19 protein-coding genes are annotated in these 20,545 nt (G+C 73.0%); 15 read left to right on the top strand and 4 right to left on the bottom strand.

What is annotated here, in order from left to right:
* Positions 1 to 170: 170 nt before the first annotated feature.
* From V1634_RS18920 to V1634_RS18900, 5 genes are all read left to right on the top strand, one after another.
* Positions 171 to 1,688 (top strand): sugar ABC transporter ATP-binding protein, encoded by a 1,518-nt coding sequence (locus V1634_RS18920; RefSeq protein ID WP_331209195.1) that lies wholly within the window; start codon positions 171 to 173, stop codon positions 1,686 to 1,688.
* Positions 1,685 to 2,746: an ABC transporter permease gene (locus V1634_RS18915; RefSeq protein WP_331209194.1), complete on the top strand. Its 1,062-nt coding sequence runs from the start codon at positions 1,685 to 1,687 to the stop codon at positions 2,744 to 2,746. Before V1634_RS18920 ends, V1634_RS18915 begins: the two co-directional genes overlap by 4 nt.
* On the top strand, positions 2,736 to 3,764 hold the full coding sequence (locus tag V1634_RS18910; RefSeq protein ID WP_331209193.1) for an ABC transporter permease: 1,029 nt from the start codon (positions 2,736 to 2,738) through the stop codon (positions 3,762 to 3,764). Before V1634_RS18915 ends, V1634_RS18910 begins: the two co-directional genes overlap by 11 nt.
* 32 nt (positions 3,765 to 3,796) lie before the next feature.
* Positions 3,797 to 4,855, top strand: a complete 1,059-nt coding sequence (rhaS, locus tag V1634_RS18905) for a rhamnose ABC transporter substrate-binding protein (RefSeq protein WP_331209192.1) — start codon at positions 3,797 to 3,799, stop codon at positions 4,853 to 4,855.
* A 167-nt stretch (positions 4,856 to 5,022) separates the two neighbouring features.
* Positions 5,023 to 5,238: a helix-turn-helix domain-containing protein gene (locus V1634_RS18900; protein WP_199853049.1), complete on the top strand. Its 216-nt coding sequence runs from the start codon at positions 5,023 to 5,025 to the stop codon at positions 5,236 to 5,238.
* Between the two features lie 57 nt (positions 5,239 to 5,295).
* Here the strand turns inward: V1634_RS18900 and V1634_RS18895 are convergent, their stop codons facing one another.
* The gene (locus tag V1634_RS18895) at positions 5,296 to 6,591 is read right to left on the bottom strand and encodes an aldehyde dehydrogenase family protein (protein ID WP_331209191.1); all 1,296 of its coding nucleotides are present in this window, start codon (positions 6,589 to 6,591) and stop codon (positions 5,296 to 5,298) included.
* A gap of 197 nt (positions 6,592 to 6,788) precedes the next feature.
* Here V1634_RS18895 and V1634_RS18890 point away from each other — a divergent pair, with 197 nt between their 5' ends.
* The 3 genes from V1634_RS18890 to V1634_RS18880 all read left to right on the top strand — a co-directional run bounded on the left by V1634_RS18890 (position 6,789) and on the right by V1634_RS18880 (position 8,882).
* Complete coding sequence (locus V1634_RS18890; protein WP_331209190.1) at positions 6,789 to 7,628, top strand: hypothetical protein; 840 nt, start codon at positions 6,789 to 6,791, stop codon at positions 7,626 to 7,628.
* 47 nt (positions 7,629 to 7,675) lie between these two features.
* Complete coding sequence (locus V1634_RS18885) at positions 7,676 to 8,224, top strand: RNA polymerase sigma factor (RefSeq protein WP_331209189.1); 549 nt, start codon at positions 7,676 to 7,678, stop codon at positions 8,222 to 8,224.
* Positions 8,225 to 8,369: 145 nt separating this feature from the next.
* Positions 8,370 to 8,882 (top strand): hypothetical protein, encoded by a 513-nt coding sequence (locus V1634_RS18880; RefSeq protein WP_331209188.1) that lies wholly within the window; start codon positions 8,370 to 8,372, stop codon positions 8,880 to 8,882.
* A gap of 58 nt (positions 8,883 to 8,940) precedes the next feature.
* On the opposite strand, the gene V1634_RS18875 is transcribed toward V1634_RS18880, so the two are convergent.
* On the bottom strand, positions 8,941 to 10,530 hold the full coding sequence (locus V1634_RS18875; protein WP_331209187.1) for a serine/threonine-protein kinase: 1,590 nt from the start codon (positions 10,528 to 10,530) through the stop codon (positions 8,941 to 8,943).
* 319 nt (positions 10,531 to 10,849) lie between these two features.
* On the opposite strand from V1634_RS18875, the gene V1634_RS18870 reads away from it, so the two are divergent.
* The 3 genes from V1634_RS18870 to V1634_RS18860 are packed head-to-tail and all read left to right on the top strand — an operon-like array spanning position 10,850 to position 13,186.
* Entirely contained in the window at positions 10,850 to 11,689 is an 840-nt protein-coding gene (locus tag V1634_RS18870; protein WP_331209186.1) for an ABC transporter ATP-binding protein, read from the top strand.
* Complete coding sequence (locus V1634_RS18865) at positions 11,686 to 12,525, top strand: ABC transporter permease (RefSeq protein ID WP_331209185.1); 840 nt, start codon at positions 11,686 to 11,688, stop codon at positions 12,523 to 12,525. The genes V1634_RS18870 and V1634_RS18865 overlap by 4 nt, the downstream gene beginning before the upstream one ends.
* Before the next feature lie 40 nt (positions 12,526 to 12,565).
* A complete protein-coding gene (locus tag V1634_RS18860) occupies positions 12,566 to 13,186 on the top strand; it encodes a response regulator transcription factor (RefSeq protein WP_331209184.1) in 621 nt (206 codons plus the stop codon).
* A 259-nt stretch (positions 13,187 to 13,445) separates the two neighbouring features.
* On the opposite strand, the gene V1634_RS18855 is transcribed toward V1634_RS18860, so the two are convergent.
* Positions 13,446 to 14,123: a cytidylate kinase family protein gene (locus tag V1634_RS18855; protein WP_331209183.1), complete on the bottom strand. Its 678-nt coding sequence runs from the start codon at positions 14,121 to 14,123 to the stop codon at positions 13,446 to 13,448.
* A gap of 270 nt (positions 14,124 to 14,393) precedes the next feature.
* Positions 14,394 to 15,446 (bottom strand): LLM class flavin-dependent oxidoreductase, encoded by a 1,053-nt coding sequence (locus V1634_RS18850; RefSeq protein WP_331209182.1) that lies wholly within the window; start codon positions 15,444 to 15,446, stop codon positions 14,394 to 14,396.
* 227 nt (positions 15,447 to 15,673) lie between these two features.
* Between V1634_RS18850 and V1634_RS18845 the strand changes: the two genes are divergently transcribed.
* From V1634_RS18845 to V1634_RS18830, 4 genes are all read left to right on the top strand, one after another.
* A complete protein-coding gene (locus tag V1634_RS18845; RefSeq protein ID WP_331209181.1) occupies positions 15,674 to 16,117 on the top strand; it encodes a cellulose binding domain-containing protein in 444 nt (147 codons plus the stop codon).
* Positions 16,118 to 16,348: 231 nt separating this feature from the next.
* Complete coding sequence (locus V1634_RS18840) at positions 16,349 to 17,818, top strand: hypothetical protein (RefSeq protein WP_331209180.1); 1,470 nt, start codon at positions 16,349 to 16,351, stop codon at positions 17,816 to 17,818.
* Complete coding sequence (locus V1634_RS18835) at positions 17,815 to 19,038, top strand: ARPP-2 domain-containing protein (protein WP_331209179.1); 1,224 nt, start codon at positions 17,815 to 17,817, stop codon at positions 19,036 to 19,038. Before V1634_RS18840 ends, V1634_RS18835 begins: the two co-directional genes overlap by 4 nt.
* Positions 19,039 to 19,175: 137 nt before the next feature.
* Complete coding sequence (locus tag V1634_RS18830) at positions 19,176 to 20,441, top strand: SGNH/GDSL hydrolase family protein (RefSeq protein ID WP_331209178.1); 1,266 nt, start codon at positions 19,176 to 19,178, stop codon at positions 20,439 to 20,441.
* Positions 20,442 to 20,545: the final 104 nt, after the last annotated feature.

The following is a 20,545-nucleotide window of genomic DNA, read 5'->3' as shown; positions in this document are numbered from 1 at the left end:
TGGCGATGATCATGGCATCAGTGCTGCCCAGCGTGGGGTTCCGCAGCGAGGAAAGGGCTTACCTGTGAGTAACGATTCGGTAACCGCCTTGAAATGCTTGACCCGCCGGGAAGGCGGCCTCTAGCGTCTTCATCACATTGGGCTGAAACGTTTCATGGCTGGAGGGCCGGATGCCCGAGCGTGCAGACCCGGGTACGGCGCGGCTGGCCCTGTCCGGCGTACGGAAGTCGTTCGGCGCGGTGCACGCGCTCGCCGACGTACGCCTCGAACTGCGGGCCGGCGAGGTGCACGCGCTGGTCGGGGAGAACGGTGCCGGCAAGTCGACCCTGGTGAAGGTCCTGGCCGGAGTGCACACCCCGGACGCCGGAGAGTTGACGATGAACGGTGCGCCGCTGACCCTGACCGGTCCGGCCGACGCCCGGGCGGCCGGGATCGCGGTGATCTACCAGGAGCCGACGCTCTTTCCCGACCTGTCGGTGGCGGAGAACATCTTCATGGGCCGGCAACCGCTGCGCGGCCTACGCCGGATCGACACCGCGACGATGCGTCGGCGCGCGACGGAACTCTTCGCCCGGCTCGGCGTACCGCTCGACCCGGACCGGCCGGCGCGCGGGCTCTCCATTGCGGACCAACAGCTCGTGGAGATCGCCAAGGCGCTCTCCTTCGAGGCCCGGGTGCTGGTGATGGACGAGCCGACGGCGGCGCTGTCGGGCGTCGAGGTGGAACGGCTCTTCGCGGTCGTCCGGTCACTGCGGGAGGCCGGCGCGGCGATCCTGTTCATCTCGCACCGCTTCGACGAGGTCTTCGCGCTCAGCCAGCGGATCACCGTGATGCGGGACGGGCGGTGGGTCTCCACCGACCCGGCCGAGGACCTCGACGTGGCCCAGGTGGTGCGCCGGATGGTCGGCCGGGAGGTCTCCCAGCTCTACCCGAAGGAGCAGACCGAGGCGGGCGAGGTCATCCTCCAGGTGCGCGGCCTGACCCGGCGCGGCGTCTTCGCCGACGTCGGTTTCGAGGTACGCCGGGGCGAGATCGTGGCGCTCGCCGGGCTGGTCGGGGCCGGACGCAGCGAGGTGGTCCGGGCCGTCTTCGGTGTCGACCCGTACGACGCGGGCGAGGTGCTGGTCGACGGCGTACGACTGCCCCGGAACCGGCCGGCGGCGGCGATGGCCGCCGGGCTGGCGCTGGTGCCGGAGGACCGCCGGCAGCAGGGGCTGGTGATGGAGTTGTCGATCGAACGCAACGCCACGCTGACCCGGCGCTGGCCGCTGGCCCGGTTCGGCCTGCTCGGCCGGGGTGCGGAGCGCGCTGCCGCGCAGACCTGGACCCAGCGGTTGCGGGTGAAGGCGGGACGGCTCGACGACCCGGTCTCCACACTCTCCGGCGGCAACCAGCAGAAGGTGGTACTGGCGAAGTGGCTCTCCACCACCCCGAAGGTGCTGATCGTCGACGAGCCGACCCGGGGGATCGACGTCGGCACCAAGGCCGAGGTGCACCGGTTGATGTCGCAGCTCGCCGGTGAGGGGGTTGCGGTGCTGATGGTCTCCAGCGAACTGCCCGAGGTGCTGGGCATGGCCGACCGGGTGCTGGTGATGCACGAGGGTCGGCTGGTCAGCGAGATAGCCCGGGACGCGGCGACCGAGGAGTCGGTGATGCTGGCCGCCACCGGGCAGGAAGGTGACGCGTGACGACCACGACCCGCCCGGAGCCGGCACCGGAGGCCGCGACGGCCCGGGGCCGCAGCGGCGCGGCCGGTGTCCGGCTCGGCCAGCGACTCTTCCTGGCCCGCGAGGTCGGCATCGGACTCGCGCTGGTCCTGCTGATCGCGGTGACCACGGCGGTGAACCCGAGATTCCTCTCCGGACAGGGCCGGCGGGACCTGATGCTCGGCGCGACCATCCTGGTGGTGCTCGCGGTCGGGCAGGCGATCGTCATCATCACCCGCAACGTCGACCTCTCGGTCGGCTCGGTGCTCGGCCTGGCCGCCTTCGCGACCGGAAAGCTGTTCCTGGCGATGCCGGGGGCACCGATCGTGCTCGCCCTGCTGGTCGGGGTCGGAATCGGCGTGCTCTGCGGCGTGCTGAACGGGGCGCTGATCGCGGTGGCCCGGGTACCGGCCCTGGTGGTCACCCTCGGCACCCTCTACGTCTTCCGGGGCATCGACTACTCGTGGGCGGCGGGACAGCAGATCAACGCCGCCGACATGCCGGCCGGCTTCAAGAGCATGGGTACCGCCGACCTGCTCGGCATCCCGCTGCTCGCCCTCTTCGCCGTGGCGGTACTCGTGGTCGCCGGCTTCTATCTGAAGTCCTACCGGGGCGGGCGGGAGTTGTACGCGATCGGTTCCGACCCGGCGGCGGCCCGGCTGCACGGGATCCCGGTCGGCCGGCGGGTGTTCGGGGCACTGGTCGTCAGCGGCGGCCTGGCCGGCCTGGCCGGGGTGCTCTACGCGGCCCGGTTCGGCACCCTCGACGCGGCGGCCGGCAGCGGGATCGAGTTGAACGTGGTCGCGGCGGTGGTGGTCGGCGGGGTGGCGATCTTCGGCGGCAGCGGCTCGGTGTACGGGGCGGCGCTCGGCGCCGTCCTGCTGAGCACCATCGGCAGCGCCCTGCCGGTGTTGAAGGTGAACCCCTTCTGGCAGCAGGCGGTGGTCGGGGCTCTGATCCTCGCCGCGATCGGATTGGACCGGGCGCTCGCCGCGCGGGTGGCCCATCGGCTTCGAGGAAGGAAGGCCCGTGGCGCCTGACAGGACGGGCCGGCCGGCCCGCTGGGTTTCCACCCTCGGCACCTGGGACGTACTGGTGATCGTCGTCCTGGCCGTGGTGGTGATCGGCGCGTCGGTACTGGTCGAGGGCTTCGCCACCGCCCGGTTCTGGGGCTTCCTGCTGCTGGACATCGTGCCGATCGCGCTCATCGCGCTGCCGATGACGCTGATCGTAATCACCGGCGAGATCGACCTCTCGGTGGCCAGCATGCTCGGGCTGGCCAGCGCGGTCCTCGGCCAGCTCTGGGTGACCGGCCTGCCGCTGGCGCTGGCCGTACCCCTGGTGGTGCTGCTCGGCGCCCTGCTCGGCGCGGTCAACGGGCTCTTCGTCGCCGGGTTCGGCCTGCCGTCCCTGGCGGTGACGATCGGCACCCTCGCGCTGTACCGCGGACTGGCGTACGTGGTGCTCGGCGACCGGGCGGTCGCGGACTTCCCGATCGGCTGGACCGGCAACTCGATCGAGGCGCTGCCCGGCACGACGGTGCCGTGGGTGGTGCTGCCGCTCGCCGTCCTCGCGATCGGGTTCGGGGTGCTGCTGCACGCCACCCCGATCGGTCGCGGCCTCTACGCGATGGGCAACAACGACCAGGCCGCCACCTTCGCCGGCATCGCGGTGGTCCGGACCAAGTTCTGGCTCTACGTGGTCACCGGCGCGATCGCCGCCCTCGCCGGAGTCTTCTGGACCATGCGGTACGCCAGCGCCCGCGCCGACAACGGGGCCGGGCTCGAACTGTCGGTGGTGGCGGCGGTACTGCTCGGCGGCGTCTCCATCTTCGGCGGCCGGGGCACCCTGGTCGGCGTACTGGCCGGCGTGCTGCTGCTGATGACCCTGCGCAACGCACTCCAACTCGCCGACGTGCCGGCCGACACCCTGACCGTGGTCACCGGCACCCTGCTCATCATCTCCGTCGTCGGGCCGAACGCGGCCGGCATGCTCCGGGCGCGGATGCGACGGCGACGACCCGCCGCACCGCCGGTGGCGGGCGCCGAGAGCGCCTGACCACTGAACCTTTTATGTCAAGGAGGACCGGTATGACCGTCATGCGATCCAGAGGCGTACGGATGGGCGCCGCCGCCGCGGCCCTGGCGGCGTTGCTGCTCAGTGCCGGCTGCGCGAGCGACGAGGGCACCCCGTCGGGCGGTTCCTCCGCCGGTGGCGGCAGCTCGATCAAGGAGGGGCTGAGCGTCGCCTTCCTGCCAAAGCAGGTGAACAACCCGTACTTCACCGTGTCGGACAACGGTGGCAAGGCGGCGGTGGAGGAGTTCAAGGGGGAGTACAAGGAGGTCGGTCCCTCCGAGGCGAGCGCCTCCTCACAGGTCAGCTACCTCAACACGCTGACCCAGCAGGGCAGCGACGTGATCGTCGTCTCGGCCAACGACCCGAACGCGATCTGCGGGGCGGTCAACCAGGCCCGGCAGGGCGGCGCGAAGGTGGTCACCTTCGACTCCGACACCAACCCCGACTGCCGGGACCTCTTCGTCAACCAGGTCACCGGGCAGGGGATCGCGGAGAACCAGGTCAAGCTGATCTCGGACGCGATCGGCGGCCAGGGCAAGATCGCGATCCTGTCGGCGACCGCGAACGCGACCAACCAGAACGCCTGGATCGAGCTGATGAAGACCGAGCTGAAGAAGCCGGAATACAGCGGGATCCAGCTCGTCACCACGGTCTACGGCGACGACAAGGACGAGAAGTCGTTCCAGGAGACCCAGGGCCTGCTCTCCGCCCACCCCGACCTGAAGGGCATCATCTCGCCGACCACCGTCGGGGTCGCGGCGGCCGCCCGCTACCTCTCCGGGTCGCAGTACAAGGGCAAGGTGGCGCTGACCGGACTGGGTACCCCGAACCAGATGCGCGAGTTCGTCAAGAACGGCACGGTGAAGAGCTTCGCGCTCTGGAACCCGGCGGACCTCGGCTACCTGGCCGCGTACGCCGGTGCGGCCCTCGCCTCCGGGATGATCACCGGCAAGGAGGGTGACAAGTTCACCGCCGGCAAGCTGGGTGAGTACACCGTCGGCGCCCAGGGTGTCGTGGTGCTCGGCCCGCCGACCGTCTTCGACGCCGCCAACATCGACCAGTTCGACTTCTAGGCGCAGCCGTCCCGGCGCCGCCGTCGGGCACCGACGGGTCCACCGTCGCGGGTCCGACGGCGGCGCCGGGCATCGGCGGCACGACGGCCCGGCCGGAGCGGCGTCCGGCCGGAGCGCGGATCGGAGCAGGAACGGGCAACACCGCGCGGTGAGGAGGGAGTGGCGCCGTGACCGTACCGATCGTGCAACGCCATCCACTGGACGACGAGGAACTGGCCCTGCTGCGACTGCTCGCCCAGGGGCTTCCGGTCGACGCGGTCGCCCGCCGGCTGGAGATGTCGGAGCGGACGGTCCGGCGACGAACCCGGGCCATCTGCGACCGCCTCGGCGTGCCGGCGCCGATCTCCGCGGTGGTCTGGGCGGTGCGGCACGGACTGCTCTGACGGACCGGCCTGCGCGGACCCGTTCCGCACAGCAAGCCCGACGCGTGCGTCGGCGGGTCAGCCGGGGAGGCCGGGGGCGTCCTCCGGGACGACCACGTACTGCCGCAGGTAGAGATCCTGGAAGGTGACCGGGCCGCGCGGGCCCGGCACGTGGTCCACGTTGATCCCGGTCTCCGGCACCCCGTGCAGCTTGAAGCCGTCCAGTAGCCGGGTCGAGGCGTTCCAGAAGACCCCGGTGCCGATCGCGGTGGCGATGAACCGCTCGGCGGCGGCCGGATCCTCGGTCACGATCGTCGCGGCGAGCCCCGAGGTCTCGGTGTTGGCGATCGTCACCGCCTCGGCCAGATCGGCCACCTCGGCGATCGTCACCGTCGCCTCCCGGCCGCTGTCCAACGCCCACTCGTAGCCGACCGGGTGGTCGTACGGCGGCAGCGAGACGCGTACGCCCAACTCCGTCAGCGCCGCCTCGAAGCGCGGCACCGCTGCCCCGGCCACGTCCCGGTGCACCAGCAGCAGGTTGACCCGGTTGCAGACGCCCAGCCGGTCCAGGCCGGCGACCAGCAGTCCGGTCGCCCGGTCCAGGTCGGCGGCCGCGTCGACGTAGAACACTCCGCCACCGTCGGCGTGTGCCAGCGTTCGCACGCCGTGCCGGGCCGCCTCGGCGCCGAGCGAGCGGGTGGCGTCGCCACTGCCCCGGAGGATCACCAGCGGAATCAGGTCGGTCTGCCGGACCAGCGCGACAGCGCTCGCCCGGCTCGCGTCCGGCAGCAGTTGGATCGCGTCCGGATCGAGCCCGACGTCGCGCAGCCCGGGGGCGATGACCTGCTGGTGGAGCGCGTTCGCCGAGGTCAGCGCGGCAGACCCGGTGCGTAGCACGCCCGCGTTGCGGGACTTCACGAGTTGGGAGGCGACGTCGACGGTCACGTTGGGCCGGGCCTCGAAGTTCGCCCCGATCACCCCGACCGGCCGGCGGCGCTCGGAGAGCCGCAGTCCGCCCGGCAGCGACCGCAGCGGCGTCTCCCGGGCCGGGAACGGCGCCTCGGCGAGCAGCCGCAACTGGTCGGCCATCCCCTTCAGCCGGGCGGTGTCGAGCCGGAGCCGGTCCTGTAGCGCCGGGCTCATCCCGGCGGCCCTGGCCGCCTCGACGTCCTGCTGGTTGGCGGCGAGGATCTCGCTCTCGGCGGAGACCAACCGGTCGGCCATTGCGGTCAGCGCGGAGTCGATCACCGAATCCGGTGCCTCGGTCAACCCGGCCGCCCCGGCCCGGGCCCGCCGTCCGCACTCGGCGACCAGGGCGTGCACGCGGTCGTCCGCTCCGCCCGGGGCTCCGTCGGTCGCCTCGATCGAAACCATCTGCCGGTCTCCTTCGCCGTCCTCGTCCGCCGCCATGCTATGCCGCACCCTGGTGGCAGCCACCGAGTCTGGCACGTTTGTTCAACGAGAGAGCAATGGTGTCCGCTATTCAGGACCGCCCGGCTCCGCGCACCGCCGCGACGGGCGGCGCAGGGGCTCCGGTCGCGCATGATCGGAGTACGGATAGGGTCCCCGCCATGTCGAAAAAGCTGGTGCGGGTCGCCTTCCTCGACGCCGACACCGGAGCGCAGATCGGTCGCAGCGAGCTGCCGCTCGGCCAACTGCCGGAGAGCTTCCAGCCGGCGACCACGCTGGAACTGGCCGGCGCCGTCTGGTCGGTCGAACGCGCCGAGCCGCCGACGGCGGCACAGTTCGGCGCGACCGGCACCCTCACCCTGACACTGCGCCGGATGGAGTCGGTCCCGCCCGGCGACATCCTCTACTCACTGCCGACGCTCTGTGCCGCCGTGCCGGCGGTCGCCGCCGCACCGGCCGGTGCCGACCGCCTCGAACTGCACGAGGACGACTGGCGGCAGGTGGAGCTGGTCAGCGCCGACCTCGGCGACGAGGTGCAGGCCGAACTGCGGGCGGTACGCCGCAGCTTCGAGCAGCACGCCCGCCGGGACGAGCAGGGGCGGGTCTACGGCTTCCAGGGCATCCACATCCGCAGCCAGCCCGTCCGGCCGCTCTCCGGGCCGGTGTCCCGGAACCGCCTGCTGAACCTGCTGCCGTCCGACGCCCGGAGCAGGGGCGGGATCGGCTTCCGCGGACAGCCGGGGATCGTGCCCAGCTCGTTCGCGCTCTCCGTCGGGCGGGTACTGCTGTACGGGCTCGCCGACGGCGACTCGCTCGCCGTACTGGCCGTGCAGACCGAGCCGGGACCGGCGGCGGAACCACAGCCGGAGTTCGTCGCCGCCCTGGAGCGGGTGATGCGCGAGGCGGACCTGCTGCTCGTCGACTGGTGCCGGTTCGCCGTCGTCGTACCGGCCTCGATCGGCGACTACCTGGCGGCCACCGGGGCGATCGGCCGAAGCTGACCGCGACGCACCGCGACCGGCTGGACACGGCCGCCTAGACTCGGCCCATGCCCTCCGGCGTTGTCGACCTCGAAGGGCTGGCCCGGGACGCCGCGTTGGGCGACCGGGACGCCCTGGACCGCCTCCTCGTCGCGGTGCGCCCCGACGTGTTGCGGATGTCCGCGCGCTTCCTGCCCAACCGGGAGGACGCCGAGGAGGCGTGCCAGGACACCCTGCTGGCGGTGGCCCGGGGGATCGCCGGGTTCGACGGCCGGTCGGCGTTCCGGACCTGGCTGCACCGGGTGGCGGCGAACCGGGCCCGGTCGACGTACGCGGCACTGCGCCGACGGTTCGAGGCGGAGGGGTCCGGTGGGCCGATGCCGGAACCACCCGACCCGCGCCGCACCAGCGTGATCGCGGGAACCCGACTGGACCTGCTCGACGCGCTGGACGCGATCGGCCCCGATCTCGCCGAGCCGGTGGCGCTGCGGGACGTCCTCGGCCTGCCGTACCGGGAGATCGCCGGGCTGCTGGGCGGGCCGGAGGGCACCGTCAAGTCCCGGATCCACCAGGGGCGGCGGCGGTTGCGGGACCTGCTCACCGACGCGGGGGTCTGATCCGGTGCGCCGCAGGCGGTCCCGGCCCGCCGCCCGGCCCGGGCGGCCCGTCCCGGCAGGCGCCGGAGCCCACCGGTTCGGCCGAGCAGAGCTGGTCGCCCCCGACGCGGTGCGGCCCGTCCCGGCCGGTCACCACCGCTGGCAGGTGGTCCTGGGCGTGCTGCTCGCCCCGGTACTGGCGGCCGGATGCGGCTCGGCGCCGGTCGCACCGCTGCCCGGACAGTGGCCCACCCCGACGCCGTCCGGCACCGCCACCGCAAGTCCGATCTCCGAGGTTTCGTCCCCGCCGTCCGGCGCGCCGCTGCCGTCGGCCACCCCGGCCGTCTCCGCCCCGGCCGGTACGCCCCGACGCACCCGCACGCCGCCCCGGACCTCACCGACGGTCGACCTCTCCCCGGCCTGCCTTCCGGCGGTCATCTACACCGTGGACGGCTCGGACCCGGCGGCGATGCCCGAGGCGCTCTGCCTGACGGTGGCCGCGATCCTGCGGATCCAGAACGTCGGGCCCGGGACCGTCACGGCGACCCCGCCGGAGCAGGTCGCCCAGCACTGGGAAGGTGGCGTGGTCGACTGCCGGATGCTGCGTCCGGGCACCGTCACGGTCGAGATCACGGGCGAGACGGGCAGCCACACCATCACGGTGCTGGTGGTCGAGTGACCGGCGGAGTCGGGCCGGACGGCGTTCCGGTGCCGGGCGAGTCGGCCGGTGCGGCGGATCAGCGGCGTACCCGGATTCCGGCCAGGAGCGTGTCGACGAAGTCGGCCGAGGCGTCCGCCGGGGGCGCGATCTGCGCGTACACCAGGCCGGCCGCGTGTGGGGCGAGCCCGGCGGCCTCCACGATCGCCGGTTTGCCGCGACGGCAGGCGGTGAACGCGGCGACGTACCAGTCGACGTCGCCGCGCCGGACGGTGCGCGCCGGGGCCGCCGCGCACTCGGCGTGCGGATGCTCGGCGACGTACCCGGCCGGGTCGTGTCGCTCGGCCAGGCTGCGGGAGAGTCCGACGAACGCCCCCGGCACGGCCGGGTCGGTCGGCCAGCGTTCCGGATCCGGTGACATCACCAGCGCCGGTTCCAGCTCGCCGTCCGGCCCGCGCTGGCCGATCCAGCCGGAACCCGTGGCCTGCCAGCCCTCCGGTAGGGCGACAGTGATCCGGCCGGTCGAGTCCGCGCCGATCCGACTGTCGCCGCCGAGCCAACCGGGGCCGAGCGTGCCGAGCACGGTCGCCGCCAGCGCGGTGGTGCCGAGCAGCGCGGCGGCCCAGAACCGTCGGGGCAGTGGCCGGGACGGCCGTCGGGTACGGGTGGTCGGTCCGGCGTCGACGGCCCGGTCGAGCGCGGTGGCGAAGGCGGCGGCGTCCGGATAGCGCTCGGCCGGCGTCCGTGCGGTCGCCCGGCGGAGCACGGCCGCGACCTCCGGGGGTACTCCGGCGCGCAGTTCCGAGACCTCCGCCGGGTCGTCGTCGGGGCCGGACGCGCCGAGCAGCGTCATGCCGAGGCGGCCGAGCCCGAACACGTCGGCCCGGGCGTCCACCACCGCCGACGCGGAGTCCTGCTCCGGAGCCATGTATCCGGGGGTGCCGGCCCGGGCGGTCAGCCCGGAGGCGGCGGCGAGCGCCTTGGCGAGCCCCAGATCGGCGATCAGCACGGACTCGCCGGTACCGTCCCGACCCGACTCGCTGTCGTGCGCCGCGCTGTCGCCGTCCGGGCTGTCGCCCTCGGTTCCGCCGTGCGCTGACCGTACGGGAGGGGCGGCGGGTGATCGTGGAGCGGTGCCGCCGTCGGGCACGGCACCCTCCACCACGGAGTTCTCGGGCGCCGCGCCGTCGGATGCCGTTCCGTCCACCGTGCTGGGGTGGCGGTCGGCGGCGGACGGCCGTGGCTGGAACAGCACGTTGCCGGGGGTCAGGTCCCGGTGCACGATGCCGTGCGCGTGCAGCACGCTCACTCCGGCGGCGACCTCGCGCAGCACCCGGAGTGCCGGATCGACCGGCATCGGCCCGGCGGCGAGGCGGTCCCGCAGGCTGCCGCCCGCCGCCCAGGCCATCACCAGGTACGGCCGTCCGTCCGCCAACTCGCCGACCGAGTAGACCCGGACGAGGCGCTCGTGGTCCAGCCGCCACAGCAGGCGGGCCTCGTCCAGGAAGCGTTCCCGGACCCGCAGGTCGTGGCACCAGTTCTCGGCAAGTATCTTGATCGCCACCCGGGCGTCGAGCGCCGGGTCGTGGCCCAGCCAGACGGTGGCGAACGAACCGAAGCCCAGCAACCGCTCGACGCGGTAGGGGCCGATCCGCCGGGGCGGGTTCACGGGGGTGGCTGGGGGCGCTCGCGGGTCGCCGGGCCGTTCGTGCCGCAGAGCGCCACCAGGCGAGAACCGCTGGTCACCCGCTCAGGATAACCTCCGGTGACCCGCCGGCTACCTGGCTGGCCCGGGACCGCCGGACCAGCCGGCCGGTCCGCCCGGCTGGCGGTCGGTTGGTCCCGGCTCCGGCCTGGTTCTGTTGGGGCCACCACTGCCGGAAGCCCGACAGCGTCCGGGGCAGGGCCGGCTGTCCACCGGTCGGTGGACAGCCGGATTCCGTCCTGTGGTCGTCCCGGGTCGCCCCGCCGGGCGGAAGCATCGAGGCATGACAGTCATCAGTGCGTACGGGCTGCGCAAGACGTACGGCGGCCGGGTGGCGGTGGACGGGATCGACCTGACCGTCGACCGTGGTGAGGTCTTCGCGCTGCTCGGCCCGAACGGCGCGGGCAAGACGTCCACGATCGAGATCCTGGAGGGGTACCGGCGCCGGGACGGCGGCACGGTCTCCGTGCTCGGCGAGGACCCCGGTACCGCCGGCCGGCGCTGGCGGGCCCGGATCGGCATCGTGTTGCAGACCGCAACCGACGCCGCCGAGCTGACCGTCCGGGAAACCGTGCGCCACCTCGCCGGGTACTACCCCGAGCCGCGCGACCCGGACGAGGTGATCGAGGTGTGCGGGTTGGCCGGAAAGGCCGGCGCCCGGATCCGTACCCTCTCCGGCGGCCAGCGCCGCCGGCTCGACGTGGCCCTCGGCATCGTCGGCCGGCCGGAGCTGCTCTTCCTGGACGAACCGACCACCGGCTTCGACCCGGAGGCGCGCCGGCAGTTCTGGACGCTGATCCGCCGCCTCGCCGACGAGGGCGGCACGATCCTGCTCACCACGCACTACCTGGACGAGGCCGAGGCGCTGGCCGGCCGGCTCGCGGTGCTCGCCGGTGGCCGGATCATCGCCGAGGGCCGCCCGGAGACCATCGGCGGCCGGGCGACCGCGACGGCCACCGTCACCTGGCGGGACGCCGACGGCGACCACCGGGAGCAGACCCCCGACCCGGCCGCCCTGGTGGCCCGGCTGACCGCCCGGGCCGGCGGGACGTTGACGGACCTGCGGGTACACCGGCCCAGCCTGGAAGACGTCTACCTCGACCTGATCGGAGAACGTCGATGACCGCCACCACCGGCACGCCGACCCCGGCGGTACGGCTGCCGTCCACCCCACGGATCGGCCTGGCCCGGGGAGCCGTCGAGCTGAAGCAGTTCTTCCGGCAACGGGACGCCGTGGTCTTCACCTTCGCCTTCCCGGCCTTCATCGCGCTGATGCTCGGGCTGATCTTCGACGAGCCGGCGCACGGCGCACCGGAGGTCGCCATCAGCCAGGTCTTCGTGGTCGGGATGATCGCGTACGGGATCGTCTCCACCGCCTTCATCAGCGTGGGGGTGGGGATCGCGCTCGACCGCGAGGACGGCACGCTGAAGCGGCTGCGCGGGACGCCGGCCAGCGCGGTCGCGTACTTCCTCGGCAAGATCTGCCTGGTCGCGGTCTCCACGGCCGGCGGGATCGCCCTGCTGCTGGCGGTCGGGGTCGTCCTGTTCGACCTGCGGCTGCCGACCGATCCGGGGCGGTGGCTCACCTTCGGCTGGTTGCTGGCGCTCTCCGTCGTCGCCTGCACGCTGCTCGGCATCGCGGCCAGTTCGCTGGCCCGCTCGGCGAAGAGCGCCCCGGCGGTGCTCAACCTGCCGGCCATCGCGCTCCAGTTCGTCTCCGGGATCTTCGTGCTGAACGACGCGCTGCCCGAGGGGATGCTGAGGGTGGCATCGTTCTTTCCGGTGAAGTGGATGGGGCAGGGGTTCCGGTCGGTCTTCCTGCCGGACAGCATGATGGCGCAGGAGGCGGCGGGTTCGTGGGAACACGGCAGGACGGCGCTGGTGCTCGGCGCCTGGTGCGTCGGGGGTCTGCTGATCTGCCTGCTGACGTTCCGGTGGACCGGGCGCGAGAGCCGCTGACCAGGCGGTCCGGGGGACGGGCGAAGTGGGAGGTCGACGGGTGATCAGGGTGCTGCTGGTCGACGACCATCCGGTGGTCCGGGCCGGGCTGCGCGGCATGTTGCAGACCGAACCCGACCTGGAGGTGGTCGGCGAGGCCGGATCGGGTCCGGAGGCGGTCACGATGGCCCGCGCGCACCGGCCGGACGTGGTCCTGATGGACCTGCGGATGCCGGGCATGGACGGGGTGCACGCCACCGGGGCGATCCTGCGCGAGTCGCGGAGCAGTCGGGTGCTGGTGCTGACCACCTACGAGAGCGACGCCGACATCCTGCGCGCGGTGGAGGCCGGTGCCATCGGCTACCTGCTGAAGGACGCCACCAGGACAGCACTCACCGCCGCCATCCGGGCCGCGTCCCGGGGCGAGACGACACTCGCGCCGTCGGTCGCCGGCCGGCTGGTCCGGCAGGTACGGGGACCGGCGGCTCCGACGCTCTCCGCCCGGGAGGTGCAGGTGCTCGGCCTGGTCGCCGAGGGGCGGACGAACGCCGAGATCGGCCGGGCCCTGCACATCAGCGAGGCGACGGTCAAGACGCACCTGCTGCGTACGTTCAGCAAGCTCGACGTCTCCGACCGGACCGCCGCGGTGACCACCGCGATGGCCCGGGGACTGCTCGGATAGTCGACCGGCGCCAAAGGGTGGCCCACCGGGGTCAACGGTCCGCCGTGGTCAGCGCCCCGAAGTCGTCGACGAAGCGAGGCGATAGTCGAGCCAGCGCCGCGCGGTCGTCCCCGCTCCAGTCGTTGGTGGCCCCGGCGATGGTGTCTCTGCGTCCGGAAGCGCGGCGGGGGTGCCGGCGGGCTGGCCGCGCCGTCGCGACATGCCCGCCAGGGCGCGGCGCCGCTGCGACCTTCTCAGCGCCACGAGGGCGGTGGTGCGGTCAGTGTGTTTGAGTCTCCCAGACCGGCTGCTGGGGCTCGTCGTTGTGCACGACGATGTCGGCGTGACGGGTCGGGCGGACCGTAGCGAGGTAGAGCTGTTGGGAGGGGATGTAACGCTCGCGCCAGCGCCGTTCGACTTCGGCCCGGGATGACACCCGGCGCTCTCGGATCACGGCGCGATCCACGGTCTTCTCGAGTGCTGTCGACACGAAGATGCGCAGGTCCCATCGATCAACCAGTTCCGGGCGCATGAGGAAGACGCCGTCGAAGAGCAGCACGGCGTCGGCCGGGGCAGTGCTGACCGGCGGGGACAGCACGGTATCCGTGGTGCGGTCGTAGGCCGCGGGTTGGAAGCGTCGATCTCCGCCGGGGCCGAGCGGATCGAGCAGCACCCGGTTCAGCGCGTCGTGGTCGTGGGTGTCGTGGTAGCAGCCTTCGGCCGAGTACTCGCCGCGCGGATAGCGCTGTGCCCGGGGGAAGAGGAAATCGTCGATCGTCGCGCGGATGACGTCGCGGCCCTGTTCTTCGCGCAAGATGGCGGCCAGCTCGTCGGCGAGGGTGGTCTTGCCGGCGGCGGGCGGTCCGTCGATGGCGACCCGCGTCGGGTGTGCGACGGTGACGGACCGGACTGCCTCAGCCAGGCGGCCGAGCATCTCGGCGCGAGTGCCCTGGTCCATGTCCTGCCCCGTCCTGGTCTCGCCAAGGTCGCCGTGTCGGGCCGACCTTATCCGGGTCAGCCTCTTCGCGCCCGCCAATGCCCGAGTGAGCGAGATAGTCGCATGCGGACCTGGCTGCGGTCGTGGCGCGAAGGGAATGCCATGCCGGTGCTGGTCGCCCGTTGTCGCGGGACCGTTCTTGCCGCCACGACCGGTCGTCCGGAGATCGGCCGGCCCGGCGGCAGAGCGTTCGCCGCTGGCGGGGGTGAGTGGCCGGGCCTGCCGCCCCGGTCAGGACGCCGGGTTGCTCTCCTCGTCGAGGAGTTCCCGGACCCGGGGGATCACCTGGGTGGCGTACCGCTCGATCGTCTCCATCATCCGCTCGTGCGGCAGCGTGCCGGCCGAGTACTTCAGGTCGAAACGCTGCACGCCGAGGACCCGTACCGTCCGGGCGATCTTGCGGGCCACGGTCTCGACCGAACCGACGTGCCAGGCACCGTTGGCGATGTCGGCGTCGAAGCGGCTCCGGGTCATCGGCGGCCAGCCGCGCTCGGCGCCGATCCGGTTGAACAGCACCCGGACGTGCGGCCAGAGCAGGTCGGCCGCCTCCTGGTCGGTCTCGCCGACGAAGCCGGGCGCGTGCACCGCGACCGGCAGCGGCTCCTTGCCGAACTCGGCGAGCGCCCGGTGGTAGAGCTGCACGTACGGGGCGAACCGGGCCGGCTCGCCGCCGATCACGGCCAGCACCAGCGGAAAGCCGTACCGGGCGGCGCGGACCACCGACTCCGGGCTGCCGCCGACACCGATCCGGGTGCGGATCCGGCCCGACTCCGTCTTCGGATAGACGTGCTGCTTCGTCAGGGCTGCCCGTACCGTTCCCTCCCAGGTGACGGCGTCCTCGGTGAGCAACTGCGACATCAGCTCGGTCTTCTCCTCGAAGAGCCGGTCGTAGTCGGTCAGGTCGTAGCCGAAGAGCGGGAACGACTCGATGAAGGAGCCACGGCCCAGGGTGATCTCCGCCCGGCCCCGGGCCAGCGCGTCGAGGGTGGCGAACCGCTCGTAGACGCGTACCGGGTCGTCGGAGCTGAGCACCGTGACCGCGGTGCCGAGCCGGATCCGTTCGGTGCGGGCGGCGATCGCCGCCAGCACGATCTCGGGGGCCGAGACCGCGTAGTCGTCCCGGTGGTGCTCGCCGAGCCCGAAGCCGTCGACGCCGAGCCGGTCGGCCAGCACGGCCTCCTCGACCACGTTCCGGATGACCTGGGCGTACGGCACCGGGTTGCCCTCGGCGTCGGCGGTGACGTCGCCGAAGCTGTCCAGACCGAATTCCACGGCCGTCGCCATCTCGTCCTCCAACGCCTCACGCCGGTCGTACCCGTGCCGCCGGCTCTCCGGGCGGTGTAACGGCGCTGCCCAGGACGGCATTCCCGCCCGAGCGGGTGCGAAACGCCACCTGACGGCGCGTCGACCGTCTCCCGTCACCGGCTGTACAGGGTTGTTTGCTCGAACTTGTCGATGGCCGCTAACGTACGCTCAGCGTTCCTCGCCTCGTCCCGCCCCTAAGGAGAGCCATGCAGCCGTGGCGCAGGTTTGTAGGTACCCTCCTGGCCGCGACCGGAATGGTCGCCCTCGCCTTCACCGGTCCGGCCACCGCGGCGCCGAGCGGGTCGGCCCCTCTCGCCGCCATCGCCTGCCGCTACGAGTACCAGCTCAGCAACGTGTGGCAGGGCGGCTTCACCGGGACGGTGAAAGTCACGAACACCGGCGCCCAGCCGATCGAGGACTGGCGGCTCGCGTTCGACCTGGCTCCCACTACCGCTCGGATCACGCAGGCCTGGAACGGCCTCCTCATCTCGTTCTACGCCCCGGTCCGGATCAACGCCCCGAGTTGGGCCGAGGACCTGTATCCCGGTCAGGCTCACGAGATCGGGTTCTCCGGTGAGTTCGTCGGGGAACAGTCCGCCGTCTGGATCTCCAACGTCAAACTGAACGACACCTCCTGCAGTTTCACCTGACCCGACGTCGGTCCCGGTTGACCGACGCTGTCCCAGCCGGCTGCCCGCTCGGCCGGTGGATCGCCGTCGGCGGGTAATGGTGTCGTCCGGCCATCGTCGATCCGGGTACGGTGACCCGGCCGGCCGCGGGACTCAGGTACGACTTCCGGAACCCGCCTCTACAGCGATGATTCGCAGTTCGTGCCCTCATTCCCCGGCCGGCTTCCGCCACCCGCCCCGACGGAGGTCGTCGTGCTGTCGCTGCCGGACCGGGTCGCCTGCGAGGACGTGGTCATGTTCGTCAACGCGGCGGTCACCTCGACGGGGCAGCGCGAGTTCCGCTCGGGCGCCGCCGAGCAGCGGATGTCGCTGTCGTTCCTGCACGACTACGTGCTCGGCAACTACCGCGACCTGTACGCCGCGACCCTGGCGCTGGACGTCAACGACTTCAACGCCGCGCTGGTGGTGACGAACCTGCTCCGCACGGCGCGGGAGGCCGACCCGGATCGGCGGGCGGCGGAGGGACGGCTGATCGCGGCCCGGTTGCGGCTGCTGCCGCCGCAGCGGGCGTACCGGGTCTTCGGCGAGCTGCGCCGGCTGGGCGTGAACAACCGGCGTACCCGGGCGATCATCCGGGACTGGCTGGCGGCCCGGCCCGACCCGGCCCTCGACGCGGTCAAGTACCGCCGCGGACTCGCCGTCGCCGCCCGGCACGCGCATCTGGCGCTGCCGGGGGAGTTGGGCACGGTGCTCTTCGACTGGCGCCGCCCGAAGCGGTACGACACGCCGCTGCTGGAGACCTGGCGCCGGGCGCACTACGAGCAGCGGTCGCTGTACGGGCTGCCCTACACCGCCGCCGAGGGGCTGGCCGCGCTGCACGGCATCGACCGGGCCCGGTTCCTGACCAACATCGCCCCGAAGCTGACCGGTGCCGAGCGGCTCCGGTTGCAGTCCTCGGGCCGCCGGCTCGGTGTGGCGACAATCGGGATGGAGCTGTCCCGGGCCCCGCTGACCCGGCTCGCCGGTTACGTGCTGTCGCTGCCCCTGGCCGAGCGGGTCGAGCGGCGCACCGAACTGACCGACGCGTTGCGGACCGCCGCCCGCCGGGCCGCGGGCCGGCAGGCCGGTAGCTGGGGCCGGGTGGTGGCGGTGCTGGACGACAGCTACTCGTCGTCCGGGTCGCGGGTCAAGCGCCGCCGTCCGCTGGCGGTGGCGCTGGCCACCCATTTCCTGCTCGGGGTGCTCGCCGCCGACTACACCGGCCTCTGGCTGCACCACCGGGGCGATCCGTTGCTGGTCCGGGCGATCGGGCCGACCGGGCTGGGGGAGCGGTTGGTGGACGGGTTGGCGCACCGGCCGGACCGGCTGGTCGTGGTCTCGGACGGTTGGGACAACGCGCCACCCGGGCTGGCGGCGGAGGTGCTCCGGGTCTGGGATGCCCGGCTCGACCCGGATCGGCGGACCTCCGTCGTGCACCTGAACCCGGTGTACGACAGCGACACCTTCGACGTGCGCCGGCTCGCGCCGGGGGTGGCGACCGTCGGGGTACGCGACGCCGAGGACGCCGCCGCGCTGGTCGAACTCGCCCGCTTCGCCACCGGTACGGCGAGCTTCGGCGAACTGCGCCGGCATCTCGACGACCGGGTCGACCGGTTTCTCGCCGAGCAGCCGCACCCGGACGACGGCAAAGACCACAGTGGACGGAAAGGAGGCGACGGATGAGCACGGCGCAGCCCGTCGGTGGTGGTGCCGACGCGGGCCCGCCGGGAGCGCACGAGTTGCGGCTGACCGGCCTGTACGCCGGCCCGGACCAGGTCTGGGGCGCTGTCCGGCTGCAACCGCTGCTGCGTACCGAACCCCTCACCGACCTGCGGCTGCATCCCCGGCTGTACGACCCGGACGAGTTGTCGGTCGTCGCCGTGGGCCCGCGCACCGGGTACGTCGCCTACATCCCGCACGCCTTCGTGGCGAGCTGGACCGGTGACGGCAGCCCGGCCGCCGCGTACGGCACCCAGTTGGTCGACCCGGCGACGGACCGTCCACCCCGGGGCATCGGGTTGCACTTCCACCGCCGGATGGCCCGCCGGGAGGAGAAGCGCCGGCTGCGCTTCCTGCCGCTGCACCTGGCCCTGGAGGGCTTTCTCGGGTTGCAGTTCGGCGGGCCGCCGATCGCCTGGCAGGAGTGGACCCGCCGGGCCGTCAACCGTGGCCTCTCGCCCCGGGCCGAGGCCGCGTACGCCGGCACCGAGATTCCCGGCCTCGGCGACGCGCTGCGGATCTTCGAGATCCACCCGGGACAGTGCGGCATGCTGCTCTACGTCGCGGACGCCCTCGCCGCAGCCCTGGTGGTGCCGCACCCCGAGGACTACCTGGCCCTGCACAGCACGCTGCTGGGTGACCTCTACGGCGAGCTGGTCCACCAGTACGCCCAGCTCTATCCGGCGGTACCCGAGTTCCCGGCCCGGATCGACGGGTCCCGGGTGTACGGCCTGGCCGACCTGCGCGCCGAGGTGGCACGGGGCCGGGCCGGCTGGGCGGAACCGCGGCACCTGACGGCCGACGGGCTCTTCGGCGGAGAGCACCGCACGGTCGAGTCGGTGTACCGGATGGGCCCGTTCACGCTGTCCCGGTTCCTGCCGCCGTTCCACCCCGACCGCGAGAACCACGTCGGCGAGAGCATCACCGACGCCGACGGCCGGCTCGGGTACCTGAAGACCTTCCGGCTCTCCGCCGCGCAGGCCCGCCGGGGGCACCTGCTCGGCCGGCTCGCCGCGCACGACTGGGAGCTGGACGCCACCGCCGCCGCGCTCGGCACCGACCGGGCCGGCCTGGCGCTCCGCCTCGACCGGGCCGGCTTCGGCCACCTGCTGCGTCCGGAGATCCTGGCCGCCTGCCGCGCCCCGGCGCGGACGCCCGCCAGCCGGTCCCGGTCCCGGCGCTGACGGCCGCGCCGGACACGCCACCCCGGCGGTGACGGCCGGGATCCGTGCCATTCGTTGATTCCGGTCCGGGTGCGTGATCTGATGCGCGGACGCGAAGAAGCTTCAATATTTCGATCGGACGTTCTTGGGGGTCGGAGATGTTCGGGTTCCGTCGACCCGCCGCCGCCGCGGCGCTGGCGTTCACCCTCGCCGCGACCGGCACGCTGTCGGGCATCGTCACCGCACCGGGTGCGGCCAGCGCGGCGCTGCCGACGGCGGCCGTCGCGATCGGGGACAGTTTCGTCAGCGGCGAGGGGGCCGGCGGCTACCAGCCGGTGGTGGACGCCAACGGCAGCGCGCAGGGCTTCCCGGGCTGGTCCGCGCCGAACAGCAACGCCTTCTTCTGCCACCGGTCCGCGAACGCCTCGCTGCACCAGGCGAATCTGCCCGGCATCTCGGCCCGGTTCAACCTCGCCTGCTCCGGCGGCCAGCCGTACGACATCGTCAACGCCTCCGCCGGACGGACCAAGGGGCGTACGGTGGCGGCCCAGCTCGACCAGCTCCGGGCGGTGGCGCAGACCCACGACATCGACCTGGTGCTGCTCGGGCTCGGCTCCAACAACAGCTCCTTCACCTTCGGCGACGTCGCCTCCGACTGCGCCAACCGGTTCATCGCGGACGCCTGGACCGGCTGGTGGGAGTTCTGGGCGTACCTCGGCGGGCCGGTCGAGCAGGCACCGTGTGCCGGCGAGGACCTCGGCACCCCGGCCGAGTTCGCGGCGGCGACCGCCGAGACCACCAACGCGGTCCGGCAACTGCTGGCCACCCTGGACCAGGTGGACGCCGACGGGCAGCACCGGATCGTCTTCCAGGACTACACCAACCCGCTGCCGTTCGAACTGGAGTCGCGGTTCCACGAGGAGGACAACCGGGACGACACCCGGGACAAGTTCCGGGCCCTCGGCGCCGAGCGGTACGCGGCCGGCTGCCCGGTGCACCGGGCCAGCCTGGCGGCCGGGCACCTCTTCTCCACCGGCCTCGGCACGCTGGTCCAGTCGGTGCACGGCACCATGCGGGCCGAGTTCCCCGGCGACGACCTGGTCTACCTGAACGTGCAGCGGGCCTTCGACGGCGCCCGGCTCTGCGAGACCGGGTCCAGTCCGACCGGCGCGCTCGCCACCCCGATCCGGTTGCAGGACGGCCCGACCGGAACCCCGGTGACCAGTTTCTCCGGCTACGACAAGATCGCCATCCAGCGGATCGCCAACGCCTGCGTCACCTACTTCCAGACCTGCCAGGAGTCCTGGCACCCGAACGCGGCCGGGCACGCGGTGCTCGGGCAGTGCCTCGCCGGTGCGGCGGCCACCTCGAACCGGGCCGTTGCCTGCGTCCGCTCCGGCAGCGGTGCGATCACCGTGAGCTGAGGCTCCGCCAGCGGGTCGGGGGGGGCCCCCGGGGGGGGCCCCCCCGCCGGGCCCCCCCCCCCCCCCCCCCACCCCGCCCCCCCCCCCCCCCCGCGGGCCCCCCC

The sequence above is a fragment of the Plantactinospora veratri genome, from assembly GCF_036421995.1.
GTDB classification, from domain to species: domain Bacteria; phylum Actinomycetota; class Actinomycetes; order Mycobacteriales; family Micromonosporaceae; genus Plantactinospora; species Plantactinospora veratri.
Note: the sequence above shows the minus strand (reverse complement) of the source record. Positions and strands in the feature narration are given on the sequence as shown.